The sequence below is a fragment of the Paenarthrobacter histidinolovorans genome, assembly GCF_014647595.1.
Classification (GTDB): Bacteria; Actinomycetota; Actinomycetes; order Actinomycetales; family Micrococcaceae; genus Arthrobacter; species Arthrobacter histidinolovorans.
The window spans coordinates 368,258-386,765 of the sequence record NZ_BMPM01000001.1 but is presented as its reverse complement, the minus strand read 5'-3'; the positions used below and the strand labels follow the sequence as shown (position 1 = coordinate 386,765).

The window sequence follows — 18,508 nt, the reverse complement described above, 5'->3', positions numbered from 1 at the left end:
AACGTTCAGGCCCGGCTTTCAGGAGTGTCTTGGGATGGCTTGGCGGTGGAATGCTGGGGTCCGGCGGCCCGGGGTGCACGCACCTTGGGGATCTGCTGGGTGCGGGGTCCCCGGGACTTGTCCCGCTTCTCCTTCAGTTTCTCCTTGACCTTCTCTCCAGGCGATTCCGAGCCATCGGCGGAGGCTTCGCTTTCGCGGAGTTCTTCCTGCGCGTCGATGATGTCCTCGAGCAAGCTGCGGAGCTCGGCCCGGACGTAGTCACGGGTGGCTACCTCGCGCAAGGCGATGCGGAGTGAAGCCAGTTCCCTGGTGAGGTATTCGGTGTCAGAGAGGTTACGCTCAGCACGCTGGCGGTCCTGCTGGAGCGAGACACGGTCGCGGTCATCCTGCCGGTTCTGGGCCAGCAGGAGCAGCGGTGCCGCGTAGGAAGCCTGGAGGGACAACATGAGAGTCAGGAGGGTGAAGCCCAGCTCCATGCGGTCGAACTGCCACTCCGTGGGCGCAAACGAGTTCCAGGCGAGCCAGAAAACACAAAACACGGTCATGTACACCAGGAACGTTGGCGTACCCATGAATCGGGCAAAACCTTCGGTTGCATTGCCGAAGGCGTCAGGGTTGGGGGAGAACTTGGGGAGGATCCGTTGACGACCGCTCAGTGGCGTATCCAGGCTGCTGCCCGGGCGTGCCGTGCCACGGGGGGAACGGGTGGCGTTGTTGTCAGCCAATGCGGCCTCCAAGTTTCCTTATCGGGGCGTCGTCCTCGTGGGCGCGCCAATCATCCGGTAACAGGTGATCCAGCACGTCATCAACAGTCACCGCCCCCACGAGGCGGCCGTCGTCGTCCACGACTGGAAGCGAGTTCAGGTTGTACGTGGCCAGGGTCCGGGCGACCTCGCTGATGCGGGCCTGGTCCGAAAGGGGTTCCAGGTTTTTGTCCACGAGGTTGCCCAGGGGCTCCGGCGGAGGGAACCGCAGCAGCTGTTGTATGTGCACTACGCCGAGGAAACGTCCCGTGGGCGTCTCCAGGGGCGGGCGCGCAATGAAAATGGAGGAGGCCAGCGCCGGTGAAAGTTCTTCCCGGCGGACATGGGCCAGGGCCTCGGCCACTGTGGCTTCCGGCGGCAGGATCACCGGAACGGGGGTCATTAAACCACCGGCGGTGTCTTCGTCGTATTCCAGGAGGCGGCGCACATCTTCGGCTTCCTGGGGTTCCATCAGCTGCAGCAGCTCTTCAGCCTGCGCAGAAGGGAGCTCGGCCAGGAGGTCGGCGGCGTCGTCCGGGTCCATCTCTTCCAGGACGTCGGCCGCCCGCTCCACGTCCAGCGCGGACAGGATGGTGACCTGGTCGTCTTCCGGGAGCTCCTGGAGGACATCGGCGAGCCGCTCGTCCTGAAGTTCACTGGCGACTTCAAAGCGCCGTTTATCGCTCATTTCCTGCAGGGCCTCGGCGAAGTCGGCAGGTTTGAGGTCTTCGTGCGTGGCAACGAACTGGGTGGCTGCCTGGGGTTCGTTGTGGCCACCGGTCTGGGCGTCGGCCCAATCGATGATCAGGGTTTCGTTCCGCCGGAGCCTGCTCAAGGGGGAGAGTGAGTGACCGCGGCGTACGAACAGCTTGCTCACGAACCAGTCCTTTGACCGGTGCTGGTCCATGGCGATGTCTTCAATGGTGGCGTCGCCACTGCCGTCGGCCAGCGTGACCCGGCGGTCGAACATCTCGGCCACCACCAGCGTTTCGGCGCCGCGCTGCTCGAAGCGACGCAGGTTGACCAACCCCGTGCAGATGATTTGGGTCTGGTCGATGGAGGTAATGCGCGTCATGGGGACGAAGACGCGTTTCTTGCCAGGCACCTCGACGACGATGCCGACGACGTGGGGCGCGCCGCGGGTCCCGCGGGAGAGCACCACGACGTCCCGCAACCGGCCCAGACGATCGCCCAGGGGGTCGAAGACGTCCAAGCCCAGAAGGCGCGCCACGAAGACGCGAGAAGGATGTGTGCTCATGTTTACAGGCTACCGAGTCTGCTCTCTTTTAGCTGAATTCCAGCCGCTTCACATGTCCATGGGACACAATGGGGCTATGTCTAACATTTTTGGTGCCCCCAAAGCCATTGAGGAATCCCGCAGCGTCCCCCAAGGCGACACCGTGGGTTCATATACCTCTTATTTGGATGCCCAGAAGGCGGTGGACTACCTCGCGGACCAGCAGTTCCCGGTTCAACTGGTGTCGATCGTGGGCAACGACCTCAAAATGGTGGAGCGGGTGACCGGTCGACTGAGCTACCCGAGGGTGGCATTGTCCGGTGCGCTGAGCGGCATGTGGTTCGGCCTGTTTGTCGGGGTCATGCTCTCCTTCTTCACCCCTGCCGGCGGTCCGTTCTCCATCATTACCTCTGTGTTGATGGGCGCGGCCTTCTTCATGCTCTTCGGCATCGTCACCTATGCCATGCAGCGCGGCAAGCGCGACTTCACCTCCACCAGCCAGGTGGTGGCCACGAACTACGACGTCATCGTGGCCCAGGAGGCATCCCACGAGGCACGCCGCTTGCTCCAGCAGCTGCCAATGAACCCGTCACAGGCCGCCACGGCCCAGACCAGCAACTACACCCAGCACAATCCTCCGTTCCAGCAGCCGGGGCAAGCCCCGGAGCGCCCCTCCACGTGGAACGACCCCTACGGCCAGCGCGGTCCGGCCGCAGGTCAGCCCGGAAACCCAGGTCAGCCCGGAAACCCAGGTCAGCCGGGATACCCCGCTCAGCCCGGAAACCCGGAAGGCGCCCCCGCCCAGGCATCGCAGAACCCGAAGCCGGCGGCCGTCCGTTACCCGGACCTCCCCGACGGCCGTCCCCAGTACGGAGTCAGGGTCACCGAGGGCCAGCACACCGAGGGCCAGAACACCGAGAGCCAGAACAATGCTCCCAGGGACGCGCCGCAGCAGGCAGGCCCTGACGGCTCGTCCAAGGAGTAGCCGCTAAACAGGGCACTAAACAGGGCACTAAAACAACAGGCACCAAACAACAGGGAAGGCCACCGGATCACCGGTGGCCTTCCCTGTTTGTTCCGGAGTGAAAGGGCTTTAGCCCTGTGCGTCCTGGTAGATGCCCGCCATCCAGGCCTCGACGTCGTCAGCCTTGCGCGGCAGGGCGGCGCTGAGGTTGACGGGGCCGTCGGCAGTCATGAGGATATCGTCTTCAATCCTGACACCAATCCCGCGGTATTCCTCCGGGATGGCAAGGTCCTCTTCCTTGAAGTACAGGCCCGGTTCGATGGTGAAGACCATTCCCTCAGTGAGGACGCCATCCAGGTAAAGCTCCCGCTTTGCCTGGGCACAGTCGTGAACATCCAGGCCCAGGTGGTGGCTGGTGCCGTGCGGCATCCAGCGGCGGTGCTGCTGGCCCTCCTGGCTGATCGCTTCGTCGACGGATACAGGCAGCAGGCCCCATTCGGCCAGGCGCTCAGCCAGGACGGTGGTGGCCGCGGTGTGGATGTCGCGGAACTTCACGCCAGGCTGCGCGGCTGCGAAGCCGGCGTCGGCGGCGTCGAGCACTGCTTCGTAGACCTTGCGCTGGACATCGGTGAAGGTACCGGTGGCCGGCATCGTACGGGTGACGTCCGCGGTGTAGAGGGAATCTGCCTCCACCCCTGCATCCAGGAGAAGCAGCTCGCCGGCGTTGACGGTTCCCGAGTTGCGGGTCCAGTGCAGCACGGTGGCGTTGTTACCGGACGCTGCAATGGTGTCGTAGCCGAGTTCGTTGCCTTCTTCGCGGGCACGGGCGAAGAAGGCACCTTCAACAACGCGCTCGCCGCGCTTGTGCGTCAGGGCGCGGGGAAGTGCGCGGACGACGTCGGCGAAGCCCTCAACGGTGGCTGCCACCGCGATCTTCATCTGCTCGATTTCCCATTCATCCTTGATGAGGCGCAGCTCGGAGAGAGCTTCGCTGAGCTTCTCATCAAGGGCGTCCAGTTCACCCAGGTCCAGGGTTTCGGGATCCTTGGCGGTGTTGTAGCGGGCGGTATCCACCAGGGCATCGATGTTCTCGTCCACCTTGCGGACAAGGCGGATGGAGATCCCGCCGATCTCCGGGGCGCCCACGTTCTTGGTGATGGCCATTTCAAGTTCGGCGATGTGCGCTGTGGGCAGGCCAAGGCGTGCTTCGAATTCGGCGAGCGTCGGGCGGGCACCGATCCAGAACTCACCGGCACGGGAGTCGGCGTAGAACTGTTCGGTGTCGCGGCCGGCCAGCGGACGGAAGTAGAGCGTGGCAGTGTGGTGACCGCCGTCGTCGCCCTTTCCTTCGGCTGCCGGCTCAAGGATGAGGACGGCGTCGGGCTCGTGGTCCACGCCCAGGCCGGTCAGGTGCGCGAAACCGGAGTGGGGGCGGAAGCGGTAGTCGCAGTCGTTCGAGCGGACCTTCAGCGGTCCGGCCGGGATGACAAGCCGTTCGCCTTTGAACAGTTCGGAGATGCTGCGACGGCGGTGTGCGGCGTGGTCTGCAACGGCGTCACGTGCAGGGGTCACCTGCGGGGCGGGCGCCCAGTTGCTGGCCATGAATGCCTTGAAGGCATCGGACGTGGGCCTCTGTGAGCGGTTGTTGACGCGCTCCTGCAGCGGCTGGGAATTTGTGGAGTCCATGTTTTGGGTGTTTTCGGCATCGTTCACTGTTACATCGTCCCACCAGTTCCGTGAGGAGGCCAACGGCGCAACACTCCAAGCGCGCCTGCATCCCATAGGCTGGGGAAGTGAGGATAGACCTGCATGCGCACTCCAACGTTTCCGACGGAACCGAAACACCCGACGGCGTGATCGTTTCCGCCGTGGCCGCCGGGCTGGACGCCGTTGCCCTGACCGACCACGATTCGACGGACGGGTGGGAATCTGCGGCGGCGGCTGCGCAGGAGCATGGCATTGCGTTCGTCCCCGGCATGGAGATTTCCTGCCGCACGGAGGAAGGGATCAGCGTCCATCTCCTCAGCTACCTTCACGATCCTGCGCATGAGGGACTGCTGGAGGAAATTACGAAGTCCAAGGATGCCCGCCTCACCCGGGCCGAGCACATGGTGACCTTACTGTCCGAGGATTACCCGCTGACGTGGGACGACGTCATCCACCACGTGGCACCCGGCGCCACGGTAGGGCGTCCCCACATCGCCGATGCCTTGGTGGCAGCTGGGGTCGTGGCGGACCGTACCGAAGCCTTCACCTCCATCCTTACTTCGCACTCGCGTTACTTCGTGCAGCATTACGCACCCAACCCGGCATTCGCCGTCGGGCTTGTCCGGGCCGCTGGCGGCGTTCCCGTCTTCGCGCATCCGGTGGCCTCATCGAGGGGGCGCATCGTGGGGGAGCGCACCTACCGGGACATGATTGACGCCGGACTGCTGGGCCTGGAAGTGGAGCACCGGGACAACCCTCAGGAAGGACGCGCCTTCCTGCGTGGGCTTGCGGCAGAGCATGGGCTGCTGATGACGGGATCCTCCGACTACCACGGGGCAGGCAAGCCGAACCTGTTGGGCGAGAACCTGACATCGCCGGAGGTTTTGGCGCGGATCGAGGAGTTGGCAACGGGCAGCACGGTGGTTCGGTGAAGGGGGCCCGCTGATGGACCTGCAATTGCTTGCGTCCGTGATCGTCACCCTGTTCGTGATCATGGATCCGCCGGGAACCGTGCCGATCTTCATGTCGTTGACGGCCCAGCTTTCCGCGAAGGACCGAAACCGTTCAGCGTTCCAGGCACTCCTGGTGGCAACAGGCGTGATCGTGCTGTTCGCCATCTTCGGCCAGTCCATCCTGAACTACATGCACATCTCGCTGGCGGCCCTGCAAGGTGCAGGAGGCTTGCTCCTGGTGCTCATCGCCTTGCAGTTGCTGACGGGTTCAACCAGCGGGGAAGAGAACGCCGCCAAGTACAAGAACGTGGCTTTCGTGCCGTTGGGAACGCCGCTCATGGCCGGCCCGGGCGCGATTGTCGCCGTGATGGTCTTCGTCCAACAGTCCAGCGAGTTGTCGGACTACCTCGCTGTGGGGCTGGGCATCACGGTGGTGCTGGCCTCGTTGTATCTGGCAATGCGGTTCGCAGGCGTGGTTCAGCGGGTGCTGGGTGAGAACGGTGTTGAGCTGGTGACCAGGATCGCCGGCCTGCTGCTTTCAGCCATCGCCGTGCAGATGATCGCCGACTCCGTGACGGCCTTCGTCAAGGGTGTGGCCTGAACGTGCGGTCAAGGACGGCCAGGCAATAACGGGGCCTGGAGGCTGCTTGGCATCAACTCGTGGAATCCGGCTTTGCTGCCCAGTCGTTTCCGCATGACCTCGATGGCCTGTTCATTCTGGTCGACGCACACAAAGCTGCGCCCCAGCTTGGCTGCTACGGCGCCGAGAGTCCCGGAACCTGCGAAGAAATCAAGGCACCAGTCGCCTTCACGGCTCGAGGCTGAGACGATCCTGCGCACCAGTCCTTCGGGCTTTTGGGTGGGGTAGCCGGTCTTTTCGCGTCCGGTGGGGGAGACGATGGTGTGCCACCAGACGTCCGTGGGCAACTTGCCGCGTTCGCGTTTGGCCGGCGTCACCAGACCCGGCGCCATGTACGGTTCCCGGTCCACTTCGGCGTTGTCGAAGTGGTACTTCGCGGGGTTCTTCACGTACACCAGGATGTTGTCGTGCTTGGTGGGCCAACGGTTCTTGGCGCGGGCGCCGTAATCGTAGGCCCAGATGATTTCGTTGAGGAAGCATTCCCTGCCGAAGATGGCGTCGAGCATCACCTTGGCGTAGTGCACTTCCCGGTAGTCCAGGTGCAGGTACAAGGTGCCGTCGTCGGCCAGGAGCCGCCAGGCCTCCACGAGTTTGGGTTCCAGGAAGGACCAGTAATCGCTGAAGGCGTCGTCATAGCTGTGGAGGGCGCCCTTGATCGTGTCATAGGAACGGCCCTTGAAGCCCACCCGGTCGCCGTCGCCGTCGGCGTTGCGGACCATGCGGGTTTCCTGCCGCCGCTGGACCCGGCCCGTGTTGAAGGGCGGGTCCACGTAAATGAGTGTGAAGGCGCCGTCCGGCAGCGTTGGGAGGAATTCCGCGTTGTCCGCGTGCACCACCATGTTGCCGCCGTCCGGCGCCCAAACAGATTCAGTCATCGACGGTTTTAGGCCTCGGCGTTGCCTGGCTGTGCAGCAGCCGTCTCGCCTGAAACCACTTCACCGTTGCGGCGACGCGTGCGGGTACGGCGCGTGCGTGCGGGCTTCTCCGCGTTGTCCGCAGTGGCAGTGCGGGATTCTGAGGCACCGGTGGTCGGAGCTGCGTCGCCGTCAGAAGTACGACGACGACGGGTGCGGTTGTTTCCGCCCTCGCCCCGGGATTCGCTTGAGTTACCGGACTTGCCGGAGCGGCCGCGGCCGCCGTCGCGCTTTCCGTCACGTCCGCCGTCGCGCCCGGAACCGCCCGAACGTGCGTTCTTCTTGCCGGTCTCGCCCAGGTCCTCAAGGACCTCGGCGTCCACGCCGGCGAGGACGCGCTTATTGCGGGGCAGACGGCCCTTGGTGCCCTCGGGGATGTCGAGGTCCGTATAGAGGTGCGGTGAGGACGAGTAGGTCTCAACGGGCTCCGGAACACTGAGTCCCAGGGCCTTGTTGATCAGGCCCCAGCGCGGCATGTCGTCCCAGTCGACGAACGTGACGGCGGTGCCCTTGTTGCCGGCGCGGCCGGTGCGGCCAACGCGGTGCAGGTAGATCTTTTCGTCTTCGACGCACTGGTAGTTGATCACGTGCGTGACGTCGTCGACGTCGATGCCGCGGGCCGCTACGTCGGTAGCCACCAGGACATCCACCTTGTTGTTGCGGAAGGCACGCAGAGCCTGTTCGCGGGCGCCCTGGCCGAGGTCGCCGTGGATGGCGGCGGCGGCGAAGCCGCGGTCAACCAGTTCCTCGGCAACCTTCGCTGCTGTGCGCTTGGTCTTGGTGAAAATGATGGTCCTGCCACGGCCGCGTGCCTGCAGGATGCGTGCCACTACCTCGGTCTTGTCCATGGCGTGGGCACGGTAGATGAGCTGGCGGATGTCGCGCTTGGTCAGCCCCTCATCGTTCGGGTCGGCTGCCCGGATGTGGGTAGGCTGCGTCATGTACCGGCGTGCCATGGCAATAACCGGGCCAGGCATGGTGGCGGAGAAGAGCAGCGTCTGGCGGACCGCGGGGGTGCCGGCGATCAGGGTTTCGACGTCCGGAAGGAAGCCAAGATCCAGCATTTCGTCGGCCTCATCAAGGATGACCATCTTGACGTTCTTGAGGCTCAGGTGCTTCTGCTTGTAGAGGTCGATCAGACGCCCGGGCGTACCCACGACGATTTCGACGCCCTTCTGCAGCGCATCGACCTGCGGCTCGTAGGCGCGTCCACCGTAAATGGTGGCGATACGGGCGTTCCGCTTGCGCGAGGCTGCCTGGAGGTCGTTGGCAACCTGCACGGCGAGTTCACGCGTAGGGACGATCACCAGGGCCTGGGGCGCGCCCGGGACAGCGAGTTTCCCGTAGCCCGCGTCATCCCTGCCGACAACGCGCTGCAGGGCGGGGATTCCGAAGCCCAGCGTCTTGCCGGTGCCGGTCTTTGCCTGGCCGATGATGTCATGGCCGCTCAGCGCGACCGGAAGGGTCATCGCCTGGATGGGGAAGGGGTGCGTGATACCGGCGTCGGCCAAGGACTCGACGATGTCGGCGCGGACGTTGAAGTCCGCAAACGACTTTTCCTCGATCTCGTGGGGCGTCTCATCCGAGATGATCGTTTCCTCGGGTTCGATGGTTTCAGTTCCGGTGGAGTCCGTCAGGACTTCATGGGTGTGCAATTCACTCACAGGGAGTTTCCTTATTCATTTGGGCATTGGCGCTGCATGCTCAACGGGGGCGGCGGAGCCGTACCGGAGCAGAACGGGCGCGCAAGCAAGTCCAGTGGAAGCCGATCGCGGGCTATCTAAGTACTGGCACTGGTGACCAGTTGGTACATCTCAAGATCGCGTAGGGGCGGGCTTGTTGAGTTCAAAAATTAACTGAATCAACGACCGGGCATCCATTACTACACGCCCAGTCTATCCTCTGGGAGCCATAAAGCCCGGATCGTCGGGTGATGCGCGTCAGTTCAGAAGCTCAAACCGGATCTCACGGCTGGCTATATCTGCCCTGACAAGGCGCACCCTGACCTGGGTGCCGGACTCAAGTTCGCCGTCGCACCGCGCGGTGACGGCAGGTTCTGAGATCTGGACGACCCCGGATGGGCCGCCGCCGTTTCCGTTGCTTTTGCCGTTTCCATTGCCGTTTCCGTTGGCGGGCTTGGATCCGGAAATCACCACGGCATCGAAGTCCTGCCCCACATGGTTGGCCACAAGTGCCGCTTCCACGGTATCGAGGGCAGCACGCTCGAGCCGCCCCGCCAACTGGTCGGAGGCTCCCATGATGTCGGGCAACGATGGAAGGGCCTCCCTGACCCAACCGGGAATTTCCTTGCCATTGCAGAGGGCATCGCAGATCACCAGGACGAACCTGTCGATGAGTCGACGCAGGGGAGCGGTGGTGTGGGCATACGGGGCGCCGATGGCTGCCTGGATCACGGTGTCCGGCACTTCGCCATCGAAAGGGGTGTATCCGGCGCCCCTGAACAGCATCCCGGCGGAGTGCAGGATGGCGAGCTGCTTCGGATCAGAGGCGTCCAGGGTACGCAGGTACTCGCCGTAGGTGACCTGGCCGTCCCACGGCTTGCCCAGGGCCGCGGTTTGCCGCTTGAAGTGCTGGAGGGACCTGTCGTCGGGGGCGGGCATGGTCCGCAGGATGCCGACTTTTCCGTCAAGCATCAGCTGGGCCGCGGCCATCCCGGTCATGAGGGAGATCTGTGCGTTCCAGTCCTCCACGGGCAGTGACGGCGCTGCAACGATCCTGTACCCGCCGCCGTCGGTCGCCTGGACGATCTCCTGCTCGGGCATGTTGAGGCTGGCTCCTCCACGCAGCCTCTCAAGTTCGACCCGTTTCAGACCCACCTCTTTGAGGAGCTGCAGAACGGGCGGTGCCGAGCCGTCGTCGATCTGCTGTTGGGCACCTTTGTAACTGAGCTTGGCGCGGCTGCGCACAGTGGCACGGCCGATGGAAACACTAACCACTTCCGCGTTGCCATCGAGGTCGAAATCCCAGACGAACGCTCCGCAGTCCTGATCGGCAAGCAGGCTTCCGGCGTTTTCGCTGATGATCTCCGGGTGCAGCGGGATGCGCCCGTCCGGCGCATAGAACGTCTGGCCGCGGTGCCGGGTTTCGGCATCCAGTGCTCCGCCCGGGGCTACGAAGGACGGTACGTCCGCAATGGCGTACAGAACCTTGTACCCCTGACCGTCGCGGTCAATGAACAACGCCTGGTCCAGGTCCGTGGAGGTGGCAGGGTCAATGGTCAGGAAAGGGATGTGCTTGAGGTCGTGGCCGGGCAGGCGGAGGGATTCGACGGCGTCCCGGGCCTCCCGGACGGCATCAACCGGATACTCGCCGGGCAGCTCCAGTTCCGTCCGCAGGGCCGCGAAAGCCGCTGCGAGCTGGTCGGATGAGTCGTCGACGTTGGGTGCTATCCGATGATGTGACACGAAAATCAGGGTAGCCCGAAACCGGCGGATAGTCTTGGATCATGGGCACTTCCCCGGACGCACCAGCTTCCGCCGGGCAACTCGCGTCACAGCTCCTGGGAGCCATGGCGTACGGAGAGTTGTCGGCTTTTGGACGCCTTTCCACAGATTCCCGCTACGCGCCCACCCTCCATGACAGGGCTGTGCTGGCGAAAATTGCTGTGGGCGCCTACGGAAACTTCGCGCTGCTCAACGGCAGGCTCTCCGAGATGGGAACGGACCCGGAAGAAGCCATGCTGCCCTTCCAACGCGCCTTCGACCACTTCCATGAACGCACCCGGCCGGGGGATTGGTTCGAATCCGTCATGAAGGCCTACGTCATCGATACCGTGTCGTCGGACTTCTACCGCACCATAGCGGGGTTCCTCGATCCCGGTACCCAGCGCCTTGTTGAGCAAGTGGCCTCCCCGGACCAGGCCACGGAGGTCCTGCGTGTGCTGTTGAGACGGGCCTTGTCGGATGACCCCAGGCTGGCATCGCGGTTGGCGCTATGGGGCCGGCGGCTGGTGGGGGAAGCTCTCACACAGGCGCAGCGTACCGGCCTGGAACACCCCCTTCTGGGGCCCCTGCTCAGAGGCGGCGGAGATGCCCGTGCCAAGGTGCGGCGCCTGACCGGGGAACTCGCAGAAAAGCACGCCCACAGGATGGCGGGCCTGGGCCTGGCGGCCTGACCCCGGGAGCAACAACCGCCGTCACCTTCGAAGGTCCGCGCCCCGGGGAGCGTTACGCGGCGGCGTCGAGAGCTTCGAGCAGCGACTTGGCGGCCGCCGTCGGATCTTCCGCCTCTGTAATGGCGCGAACGACGACTATGCGGCTGGCGCCGGCATCAAGCACCTGTTCGACGTTGCTGAGGTCGATTCCACCGATCGCAAACCACGGCACCTCCACGGCGCCGCCGGTGGTCTCATCCGCGCGCCTGATCGCTTCCGCGGCATATGTGACCAAGCCGGTTCCTACCGCTTCGCGGCCGGGTTTGGTCGGGGTTGCCCAGACCGGTCCGACACAAAAATAGTCCAGCCCCGGATCTCCGGGCGAAGCGGTGATCGCGGCATTGACCTGCTCGGGCGTGTGGGTGGAGAGGCCGATCGAAGCAGGGCGGGGGAGGAAGGTGCGGGCAATCTCCAACGGGAGGTCTTTCTGGCCCACATGGAACACAGGAGCCCCGGAAACGCTGGCAACATCGGCCCTGTCATTGACCGCCCAGAGCCGTCCGTGCCGTTCTGCGACGCTACGCAGGACTGCCAGCAATTCCAATTCCTCGGCGGCTTCGATTGTCTTGTCACGGAGTTGGATGATATCCACTCCGCCCTGGAAAGCGGCGTCGACAAAGTCTTCAAAGTCGCCTTGGCGTTTGCGCGCATCAGTGCACAGGTAGAGGCGGGCGCTGGCGAGGGCATGGTGCTGGGTCATGGAATCCACAGTAGTTCCTCTAAACTGGGCACGTACTGCGGGAGCCGTGACGCGCGTCTTTATGACTGTCCGGCTGAGAGGGCTTCAGAGCCGACCGCTTGACCTGATCCGGCTAGTACCGGCGTAGGGAAGGAAACAAATGGCAGAAGCCATTCACGCGGATGTTGCCGTTATCGGCGGCGGCGTCATCGGACTGGGCATCGCCCACGAGGCCCGGCGGCTGGGCCGCTCCGTAGCCCTCATCGATCCGGCACCCGCCACGGGTGCGACATTTGCAGCTGCCGGCATGCTGGCTCCCGTCAGTGAACTCCATTACCAGGAAGAAGACCTCCTGGGCCTCATGCTTGAGTCATCGAAGTTGTGGCCCTCGTTTGCCGGCGGCCTTCGCCAAGCTGTGGAAGCTACCGGATACCGCACGACGCCGACTCTCGCCGTGGGTGCCGACGCCGCCGACCGCCGTGCGCTCGCAGACCTTCGAACCGTCCAGCTTGCCGCAGGCCTTGGGGTCGAACCGTTGTCGGTGCGGACTGCCAGGGAGCGCGAACCGCTCCTGAGCCCGCAAATTTCCTGTGCCTTTGAGATCCCCGCAGATCATCAGGTTGATCCCCGGAAGCTGGCGGGCTGCCTCATGGCAGGGCTGGCCGCGCATTCACCCGGCGACGACACGTGGGTGGGCGGCGCCAGGGACGGTTTTGCCGTTGCGGACTCCGCCCACGGCTTGTTGTGGGATGGGCGTCGCGTGGCCGGAGTGGAGCTCGGATCCGGGCAGTCCGTCCTGGCCGGCGAGACCGTTGTGGCCAACGGGCTGGGTGCTCCCGCGCTGGCTGGCCTCCCCGAAGGCCTGGAACTTCCGGTCCGGCCGGTCTACGGAGATATCCTCAGGCTTCGGGTCCCGGCGCACCTCAGGCCCCTGCTCACAGCCACCGTGCGTGGCATGGTCCGCGGGGTGCCCGTTTACATCGTTCCCCGGGACGACGGAACAGTGGTCATCGGAGCCACCCAGCGCGAGGACGGCTTGTCGGCGACTTCCAACGCAGTCTCCGCCGGCGGCGTTTACCAGCTCCTTCGGGACGCCCAGGTCCTGGTTCCTGCCGTGGCCGAACTTGAACTCCTGGAAGCAACTGCACGCGCCAGGCCAGGAACTCCGGACAACGCTCCGTTGCTGGGCCGCGTAGCCGAACCGGACGGGTACCTGGCAGGGCTGATCGTTGCCACCGGATTCTTCCGGCACGGTGTCCTCCTCACCCCTGTGGCCGCCAGGATCGTGGGGGAGCTGCTCACTGGTTCCCCTGATTCCCGCTGGTCCATTTTCCGGCCCGACCGTTTCAGCGCATCGCGGGGTCAGCCATGGCCCATGGAAGTCCCCGCAGGGGGCCATCAGTGAGCCCGCGTTGCCCTCAACTCCACAGCAAGGAAACAGCATGAACATCAAGCTCAACGGCGCAGCCCACCAGGTGCCCGCCGACGCCTCCGTCAGCACGCTCGTCACGGCCGTCACCGGCCGCGTACTTGACCACCGCGGACAGGCGGCCGACGGCGGGAAGCTGGGTGTCGCCGTCGCCCGCAATTCCGAGGTGGTGCCACGCAGCCAGTGGGCAGCGACTCCGCTGGCCGACGGCGATGAACTCGAACTCGTTACAGCAGTACAGGGAGGCTGAACCATGACCACAGCAAACACCGAAATCCGCACAGACGCCCTGGTGATCGACGGCGTCGAATTCGGGTCACGCCTGATCATGGGCACAGGGGGTGCGCCGAGCCTGGACGGGCTTGGAGCCGCGCTCCTGGCATCGGGAACCGAGCTCACCACCGTGGCCATGCGTCGCTATTCGCCGGCCGAAACCGGTTCGCTCTTCCAACTGTTGGTGGACAACAGCATCCGGGTCCTGCCGAACACAGCAGGCTGCTTCACGGCGAAAGACGCCGTGATGACGGCGGAACTGGCACGTGAGGCGCTGGAGACCGACTGGGTCAAGCTTGAAGTCATCGCGGACGAGCACACGCTCCTTCCTGACGCCGTTGAACTGGTGGACGCCACTGAGCAACTTGTCAATCGAGGCTTCAAAGTGTTCGCCTACACCAACGACGATCCCGTGCTTGCGCTGCGGCTCGAGAACCTCGGCGCCTCGGCGGTCATGCCGCTGGGCTCGCCCATCGGCACCGGCCTGGGCATCCTGAACCCGCATAACATCGAGCTCATCGTGTCCCGGGCTTCGGTGCCGGTGGTGCTGGACGCCGGGATCGGAACAGCGTCCGACGCCGCACTCGCCATGGAGCTGGGCTGTGACGCCGTTCTGCTGGCCACCGCCGTGACCCGCGCGCAGAACCCCGTGCAGATGGGGCAGGCCTTCAAACACGCCGTCATCGCCGGTAGGCTGGCCAGGCAGGCAGGCCGGATTCCGCGGCGTGAACACGCCTTGGCGTCCTCGGCCATGGAAGGCCGGGCAGAGTTCCTCTGAAAACCGGTTCCCTACCAACAAGGAGCCGTCATGGCTGACAGGAAAGAACCGGTGCCCCAAGCAGCCCTCGAGGCCGCTCTCGTGGACCTCGTGGGGTGGAGGCTCCAGGACGGGCTTGTCACGGTTTACAAGACGTCGACGGCGGCCGAAGCATTGGCGCTCATCGCGGCCATAGGACAGATCGCCGAAGAGCAGAACCACCATCCGGATCTTGACTGGCGGTACAACAGGGTTTTCCTGCGCTACGTGTCCCATGACGCCGGGGGAGAGGTAACCCAACGCGACCTCGCCGCTGCCGCCTCCGTTAGCGACGCGGCCTCGGCCGTGGGCGCCGTTGCCGAGCCGGGTCGCTACCCGGGCGCGGAGGGCCGTTAACCAGCAGTGACCACCACCCGGAGGTGATGGTCAATGCTGTATTTTTTGAGCCTAGAGCCGCAAGGCCTTGGTCAGTGCCTCAGTATCATGCTTGGTGCGCGTACGTCCCAGATAGACCACAACACCCGCTGCCGCGGCAGTTCCCAGCACTATGGGCAGGACCCAAGGAATCCACGTAGCGCCCGGCTGGTAGCCCAGGCCGGCGCTGATGAAGGCGATCCAGGCCAGGGTGCCAACAGCCGCGGCAACGCCTGCAGGCAACGCCACACCGTACCTGCTGTGCCGCTTATCGGTGGCCCACACAATGAAACCAGCAGCAACGGTGGCCAGGACCACGATGACAAGTGAAAGCATGAGACTCCTTAGCGGACGAAGGCGGGGCGGAGGACGCTAGAGAGCGCCGAAGCCGACCCGGCGGACTTCCTCGGCCCCGATTTCGACGTAGCCGAGGACGTTGCCGGGAACGATGACCTGGCGGCCCTTTTCATCCGTAAGCCGCAGTTCGGAGCCCTTGGACACGGCCTCGGCCACGATCTTGGCTACGGCGTCAGCGTCCAGGGCGGATTCGAGCACAATTTCACGGCCAACGTTCTGAATGCCGATCTTTACTTCCACAGCAAGGCCTCCAAGCCAATCAAGTGTTAAGTCAGTCCTCTATTTGTAGCTTAGGACTCTTTGGGGAATCGACTGATTCCGCGCCAAGCTAAACGATAGATCAGATCACTGGCGACATCGAGGTCCAGGTTTCCGTCCGTTTCAAGCCAATAACGGGCGCTGACCTGGGCCATTCCCGCCAAACCGCGGCCCAGGAGCTGGGCTTCGAGGGGCGGAAGTTTGGTGTCCTCGGCAATGACGTGGGCGACGGCGTCGGCGAACGTCTTGTTGAACGTTTCCAGGCGGGAGCTGACATCGGGATCGTTGATGAGGTCGGACTCAAACACCAGACGATGCGCCTGGTCGTCGTCGGCAATGAACCTGTAGTAGGCGCGCATAACGGCCTTGACGCGCTCTTTGTTGTCCGTGGTGGAGTTCAGTGCACCGAGCATCAAGTCCGTCAGGGTGGCCAGATGACTGTCCAGGAGGGCCATGTACAGCTCCCGTTTGGACGGGAAGTGCTGGTAGAGCACCGGCTTGCTGACGTGTGCGGTTTCTGCGATTTCGTCCATCGCCGCGCCGTGGAAGCCGTTGGAGACGAAGACTTCCAAGGCGGCGTTCAACAGCTGTGCGCGGCGTTCGTCCCGCGGCAATCTTGGTGAACGAGGTGAACCGGTCCGTTCCTGCTTTGCGGGTGCCCCATCGTTTGCCCGTGTGCCGTCAGCCACAGTCTGCCGCCTTTCCTTTGCAGTTATGACCACTCTACCGGTGGGTAATATGACCGGGCGGCATCGGCAGGCATACATTGGGGTATGGCCTCAATTGTTGCTGCCCACTCCGCTGCGCCCACCGTCCTGCCGCCCCTTGTTGAACCGGCCGTCGAGCTCTCGCCGGCCGAGGTTGAGCGGTACTCACGGCATCTCATCATTCCGGAAATCGGAGCCGTGGGCCAACGCAGGCTCAAGAATGCGAAGGTTCTTGTCATCGGTGCCGGTGGCCTTGGCTCGCCCGCGCTGCTTTATCTGGCCGCCGCCGGCGTGGGAACGCTCGGGATTGTTGACGACGACGACGTCGACCTCAGCAACCTCCAGCGCCAGGTCATCCACGGGGTCAAGGACGTTGGTACGCCCAAGATTGAGTCGGCCCGCCGTGCGATTGCCGAACTGAATCCCTTGGTCAACGTGGTCCTTCACGACCTCCGCCTGGACTCTTCCAATGCCTTGGAACTCTTCGCGCAGTACGACCTCATCCTTGACGGTGCGGACAACTTCGCCACCCGGTACCTGGTCAATGACGCTGCAGCGATCCTTGGCAAACCTTATGTGTGGGGTTCCATCTTCCGTTTCGATGGCCAAGTCAGCGTCTTCTGGGCACAACACGGACCCAGCTACAGGGATCTCTACCCCGAGGCGCCGCCGGCAGGCTCCGTGCCGTCCTGCGGCGAGGGCGGCGTGTTCGGCATGTTGTGCGCGGCGGTCGGGTCGCTCATGGTGACAGAAGCCGTGAAGCTGATTACCGGCGTCGGACGTTCCCTGCTGGGACGGGTGGCTCTGTTCGACGCGTTGGGCGGAAGCTGGCGCGAGATCAAGGTGTCCAAGGACCCGGAGGCCGAGCCCATTACGGAGCTGACCGACTACGAGGCCTTCTGCGGTGTGACACCCGCCGCCGCCACAGACCAGGACCATACCGTGACTGCGACCGAACTTGCCCGGATGCTGGCCGAACGCGAAGCGGGGGAGCGGGACTTCGAACTCGTCGACGTCCGTGAATCCGGAGAGCACAGCATCGTCAGCATCGACGGCTCGGTACTCATCCCACAAGGCCGCATCCTTTCAGGCGAGGCGTGGGTGGAACTTCCGCAGGATAAAGACATTGTGTTCCACTGCAAGGCGGGCACGCGCTCGGCGGCCGTGCTGGAAGCCGCACAGAAGGCCGGCTACAGCCGCGTCAAGCACCTCGACGGCGGTATCCTCGCCTGGGTGCGGCAGGTGGAACCAGCCAAACCCGTTTACTGACCATTGCCCGTTTCCCGGCTTCTCTGGGAAGCTCAAGCATGAGCGAAGAATGGACAGAAACAGAACAGCGGCCCATCGGCTCCGGGTTCGGGCACGGAACCACTGCCATGGAGGTCATCGACGGGATCAACCTGCGCGGCAAGTCGGCGATCGTCACGGGCGGTTATTCAGGGCTTGGACTGGAGACTGTGCGGGCCCTCGTCGCGGCAGGGGCTGAGGTAACGGTACCCGCGAGGCGGCTTGAGCACGCCCGGTCCGTCCTGGCGGATGCGGGTCTTGCCGGAGAAGTGCACGTGGAGCATTTGGATCTGGCCGACCAGGACAGCGTCAAGGAGTTCGCCGCACGCTATCTGGCTGACCACGGGAAGCTGGACATCCTGATCAACAATGCAGCCATCATGGCCAGCCCGGAACAACGGGTCGGACCAGGATGGGAAGCCCAATTCGCCACGAACCACCTGGGACACTACACCCTGGTGAATCTGTTGTGGCCGGCGTTGGCGGCCTCAGGTGATGCGCGCGTTGTGTCCTTGTCATCCACGGGCCACAAGATCTCCCCGATCCGGTTCCACGACGTCGACTTCAGCACCTCCTACGACAAGTGGCAGGCCTATGGCCAGGCCAAGACTGCCAATTCCCTGTTTGCGGTGGAGCTCGACCACTTGGGTCGAAGCTCCGGCGTGCGGGCCTTCGCGGTCCATCCCGGCGGCATCATGACCGAGTTGCAGCGGCACCTGCCCAAGGAAGAAATGGTGGCAGCCGGCTGGATGGATGCCGAAGGCAACGTCCGCGAAGGTTTCAAGACCCCTGAACAAGGTGCGGCGACGTCGGTGTGGGCAGCCACCTCGGAGGCCCTCAACGGCAAGGGTGGCGTCTACTGCGAGGACTGCGATATCGCCAAACCCACGGACAAGGAGTCTCCCTTGGCCCGTTACCAGGGCGTGGACGCCCACGCCGTCGACAAGGCGGATGCGAAGAAGCTGTGGGCGTTGTCGGCCGAACTGACCGGAGTCAACGCCTTCGCCTAGGTGCG

The 18,508-nt window shown here is 64.2% G+C and carries 20 protein-coding genes and 1 riboswitch; of the genes, 10 read left to right on the top strand and 10 right to left on the bottom strand.

All coding sequences use genetic code 11. The features are described from left to right. Nucleotides 1-5: 5 nt before the first annotated feature. Both IEY62_RS01730 and IEY62_RS01725 read right to left on the bottom strand, forming a co-directional pair. Nucleotides 6-737, bottom strand: a complete 732-nt coding sequence (locus tag IEY62_RS01730; RefSeq protein WP_189013408.1) for a DUF1003 domain-containing protein — start codon at nt 735-737, stop codon at nt 6-8. After that, nucleotides 718-2,001 carry a magnesium transporter MgtE N-terminal domain-containing protein gene (locus tag IEY62_RS01725; protein ID WP_189013406.1) on the bottom strand — a complete coding sequence of 428 codons (1,284 nt, stop codon included), beginning with the start codon at nt 1,999-2,001 and terminating at the stop codon, nt 718-720. Before IEY62_RS01725 ends, IEY62_RS01730 begins: the two co-directional genes overlap by 20 nt. 76 nt (nt 2,002-2,077) lie before the next feature. Between IEY62_RS01725 and IEY62_RS01720 the strand changes: the two genes are divergently transcribed. Continuing rightward, complete coding sequence (locus IEY62_RS01720; protein ID WP_189013397.1) at nt 2,078-2,965, top strand: general stress protein; 888 nt, start codon at nt 2,078-2,080, stop codon at nt 2,963-2,965. A 108-nt stretch (nt 2,966-3,073) separates the two neighbouring features. On the opposite strand, the gene IEY62_RS01715 is transcribed toward IEY62_RS01720, so the two are convergent. Then, nucleotides 3,074-4,657 carry an aminopeptidase P family protein gene (locus IEY62_RS01715; RefSeq protein WP_189013395.1) on the bottom strand — a complete coding sequence of 528 codons (1,584 nt, stop codon included), beginning with the start codon at nt 4,655-4,657 and terminating at the stop codon, nt 3,074-3,076. 80 nt (nt 4,658-4,737) lie between these two features. Here IEY62_RS01715 and IEY62_RS01710 point away from each other — a divergent pair, with 80 nt between their 5' ends. Both IEY62_RS01710 and IEY62_RS01705 read left to right on the top strand, forming a co-directional pair. Then, complete coding sequence (locus IEY62_RS01710) at nt 4,738-5,583, top strand: PHP domain-containing protein (protein ID WP_189013393.1); 846 nt, start codon at nt 4,738-4,740, stop codon at nt 5,581-5,583. A 13-nt stretch (nt 5,584-5,596) separates the two neighbouring features. Further along, on the top strand, nt 5,597-6,205 hold the full coding sequence (locus IEY62_RS01705; RefSeq protein WP_189013391.1) for a MarC family protein: 609 nt from the start codon (nt 5,597-5,599) through the stop codon (nt 6,203-6,205). Between the two features lie 8 nt (nt 6,206-6,213). Here the strand turns inward: IEY62_RS01705 and IEY62_RS01700 are convergent, their stop codons facing one another. From IEY62_RS01700 to IEY62_RS01690, 3 genes are all read right to left on the bottom strand, one after another. Next, on the bottom strand, nt 6,214-7,119 hold the full coding sequence (locus tag IEY62_RS01700; RefSeq protein WP_189013389.1) for a DNA-methyltransferase: 906 nt from the start codon (nt 7,117-7,119) through the stop codon (nt 6,214-6,216). An 8-nt stretch (nt 7,120-7,127) separates the two neighbouring features. Further along, a complete protein-coding gene (locus IEY62_RS01695; RefSeq protein WP_189013387.1) occupies nt 7,128-8,822 on the bottom strand; it encodes a DEAD/DEAH box helicase in 1,695 nt (564 codons plus the stop codon). 276 nt (nt 8,823-9,098) lie between these two features. Beyond that, nucleotides 9,099-10,583, bottom strand: a complete 1,485-nt coding sequence (locus IEY62_RS01690; RefSeq protein ID WP_189013385.1) for an RNB domain-containing ribonuclease — start codon at nt 10,581-10,583, stop codon at nt 9,099-9,101. Between the two features lie 41 nt (nt 10,584-10,624). On the opposite strand from IEY62_RS01690, the gene IEY62_RS01685 reads away from it, so the two are divergent. After that, nucleotides 10,625-11,293 (top strand): ferritin-like fold-containing protein, encoded by a 669-nt coding sequence (locus tag IEY62_RS01685; protein WP_189013384.1) that lies wholly within the window; start codon nt 10,625-10,627, stop codon nt 11,291-11,293. Nucleotides 11,294-11,345: 52 nt separating this feature from the next. On the opposite strand, the gene thiE is transcribed toward IEY62_RS01685, so the two are convergent. Continuing rightward, the gene (gene thiE / locus IEY62_RS01680) at nt 11,346-12,032 is read right to left on the bottom strand and encodes a thiamine phosphate synthase (RefSeq protein WP_189013382.1); all 687 of its coding nucleotides are present in this window, start codon (nt 12,030-12,032) and stop codon (nt 11,346-11,348) included. A 27-nt stretch (nt 12,033-12,059) separates the two neighbouring features. Further along, nucleotides 12,060-12,179, top strand: a riboswitch (TPP riboswitch). Here thiE and thiO point away from each other — a divergent pair. The 4 genes from thiO to IEY62_RS01660 all read left to right on the top strand — a co-directional run bounded on the left by thiO (nt 12,172) and on the right by IEY62_RS01660 (nt 14,866). After that, nucleotides 12,172-13,416: a glycine oxidase ThiO gene (thiO, locus tag IEY62_RS01675; RefSeq protein ID WP_189013380.1), complete on the top strand. Its 1,245-nt coding sequence runs from the start codon at nt 12,172-12,174 to the stop codon at nt 13,414-13,416. Its footprint overlaps the riboswitch before it by 8 nt. A 37-nt stretch (nt 13,417-13,453) precedes the next feature. Continuing rightward, on the top strand, nt 13,454-13,690 hold the full coding sequence (thiS, locus tag IEY62_RS01670; protein ID WP_189013378.1) for a sulfur carrier protein ThiS: 237 nt from the start codon (nt 13,454-13,456) through the stop codon (nt 13,688-13,690). Nucleotides 13,691-13,693: 3 nt separating this feature from the next. Beyond that, entirely contained in the window at nt 13,694-14,491 is a 798-nt protein-coding gene (locus IEY62_RS01665) for a thiazole synthase (protein WP_189013376.1), read from the top strand. Between the two features lie 30 nt (nt 14,492-14,521). Beyond that, nucleotides 14,522-14,866 (top strand): 4a-hydroxytetrahydrobiopterin dehydratase, encoded by a 345-nt coding sequence (locus tag IEY62_RS01660; RefSeq protein ID WP_189013374.1) that lies wholly within the window; start codon nt 14,522-14,524, stop codon nt 14,864-14,866. A 51-nt stretch (nt 14,867-14,917) separates the two neighbouring features. On the opposite strand, the gene IEY62_RS01655 is transcribed toward IEY62_RS01660, so the two are convergent. The 3 genes from IEY62_RS01655 to IEY62_RS01645 are packed head-to-tail and all read right to left on the bottom strand — an operon-like array spanning nt 14,918 to nt 16,266. Further along, a complete protein-coding gene (locus IEY62_RS01655; protein ID WP_189013372.1) occupies nt 14,918-15,220 on the bottom strand; it encodes a hypothetical protein in 303 nt (100 codons plus the stop codon). A 36-nt stretch (nt 15,221-15,256) separates the two neighbouring features. After that, nucleotides 15,257-15,481, bottom strand: coding sequence for a DUF3107 domain-containing protein (locus IEY62_RS01650; RefSeq protein WP_018776516.1), 225 nt, complete (start codon nt 15,479-15,481; stop codon nt 15,257-15,259). Nucleotides 15,482-15,531: 50 nt separating this feature from the next. Continuing rightward, nucleotides 15,532-16,266, bottom strand: a complete 735-nt coding sequence (locus IEY62_RS01645; RefSeq protein ID WP_218670569.1) for a TetR/AcrR family transcriptional regulator — start codon at nt 16,264-16,266, stop codon at nt 15,532-15,534. A 6-nt stretch (nt 16,267-16,272) separates the two neighbouring features. Here IEY62_RS01645 and moeB point away from each other — a divergent pair, with 6 nt between their 5' ends. Beyond that, nucleotides 16,273-17,475 (top strand): molybdopterin-synthase adenylyltransferase MoeB, encoded by a 1,203-nt coding sequence (gene moeB / locus IEY62_RS01640; RefSeq protein WP_189013370.1) that lies wholly within the window; start codon nt 16,273-16,275, stop codon nt 17,473-17,475. Between the two features lie 38 nt (nt 17,476-17,513). Continuing rightward, nucleotides 17,514-18,503 carry an SDR family NAD(P)-dependent oxidoreductase gene (locus IEY62_RS01635; protein ID WP_189013368.1) on the top strand — a complete coding sequence of 330 codons (990 nt, stop codon included), beginning with the start codon at nt 17,514-17,516 and terminating at the stop codon, nt 18,501-18,503. Nucleotides 18,504-18,508: the final 5 nt, after the last annotated feature.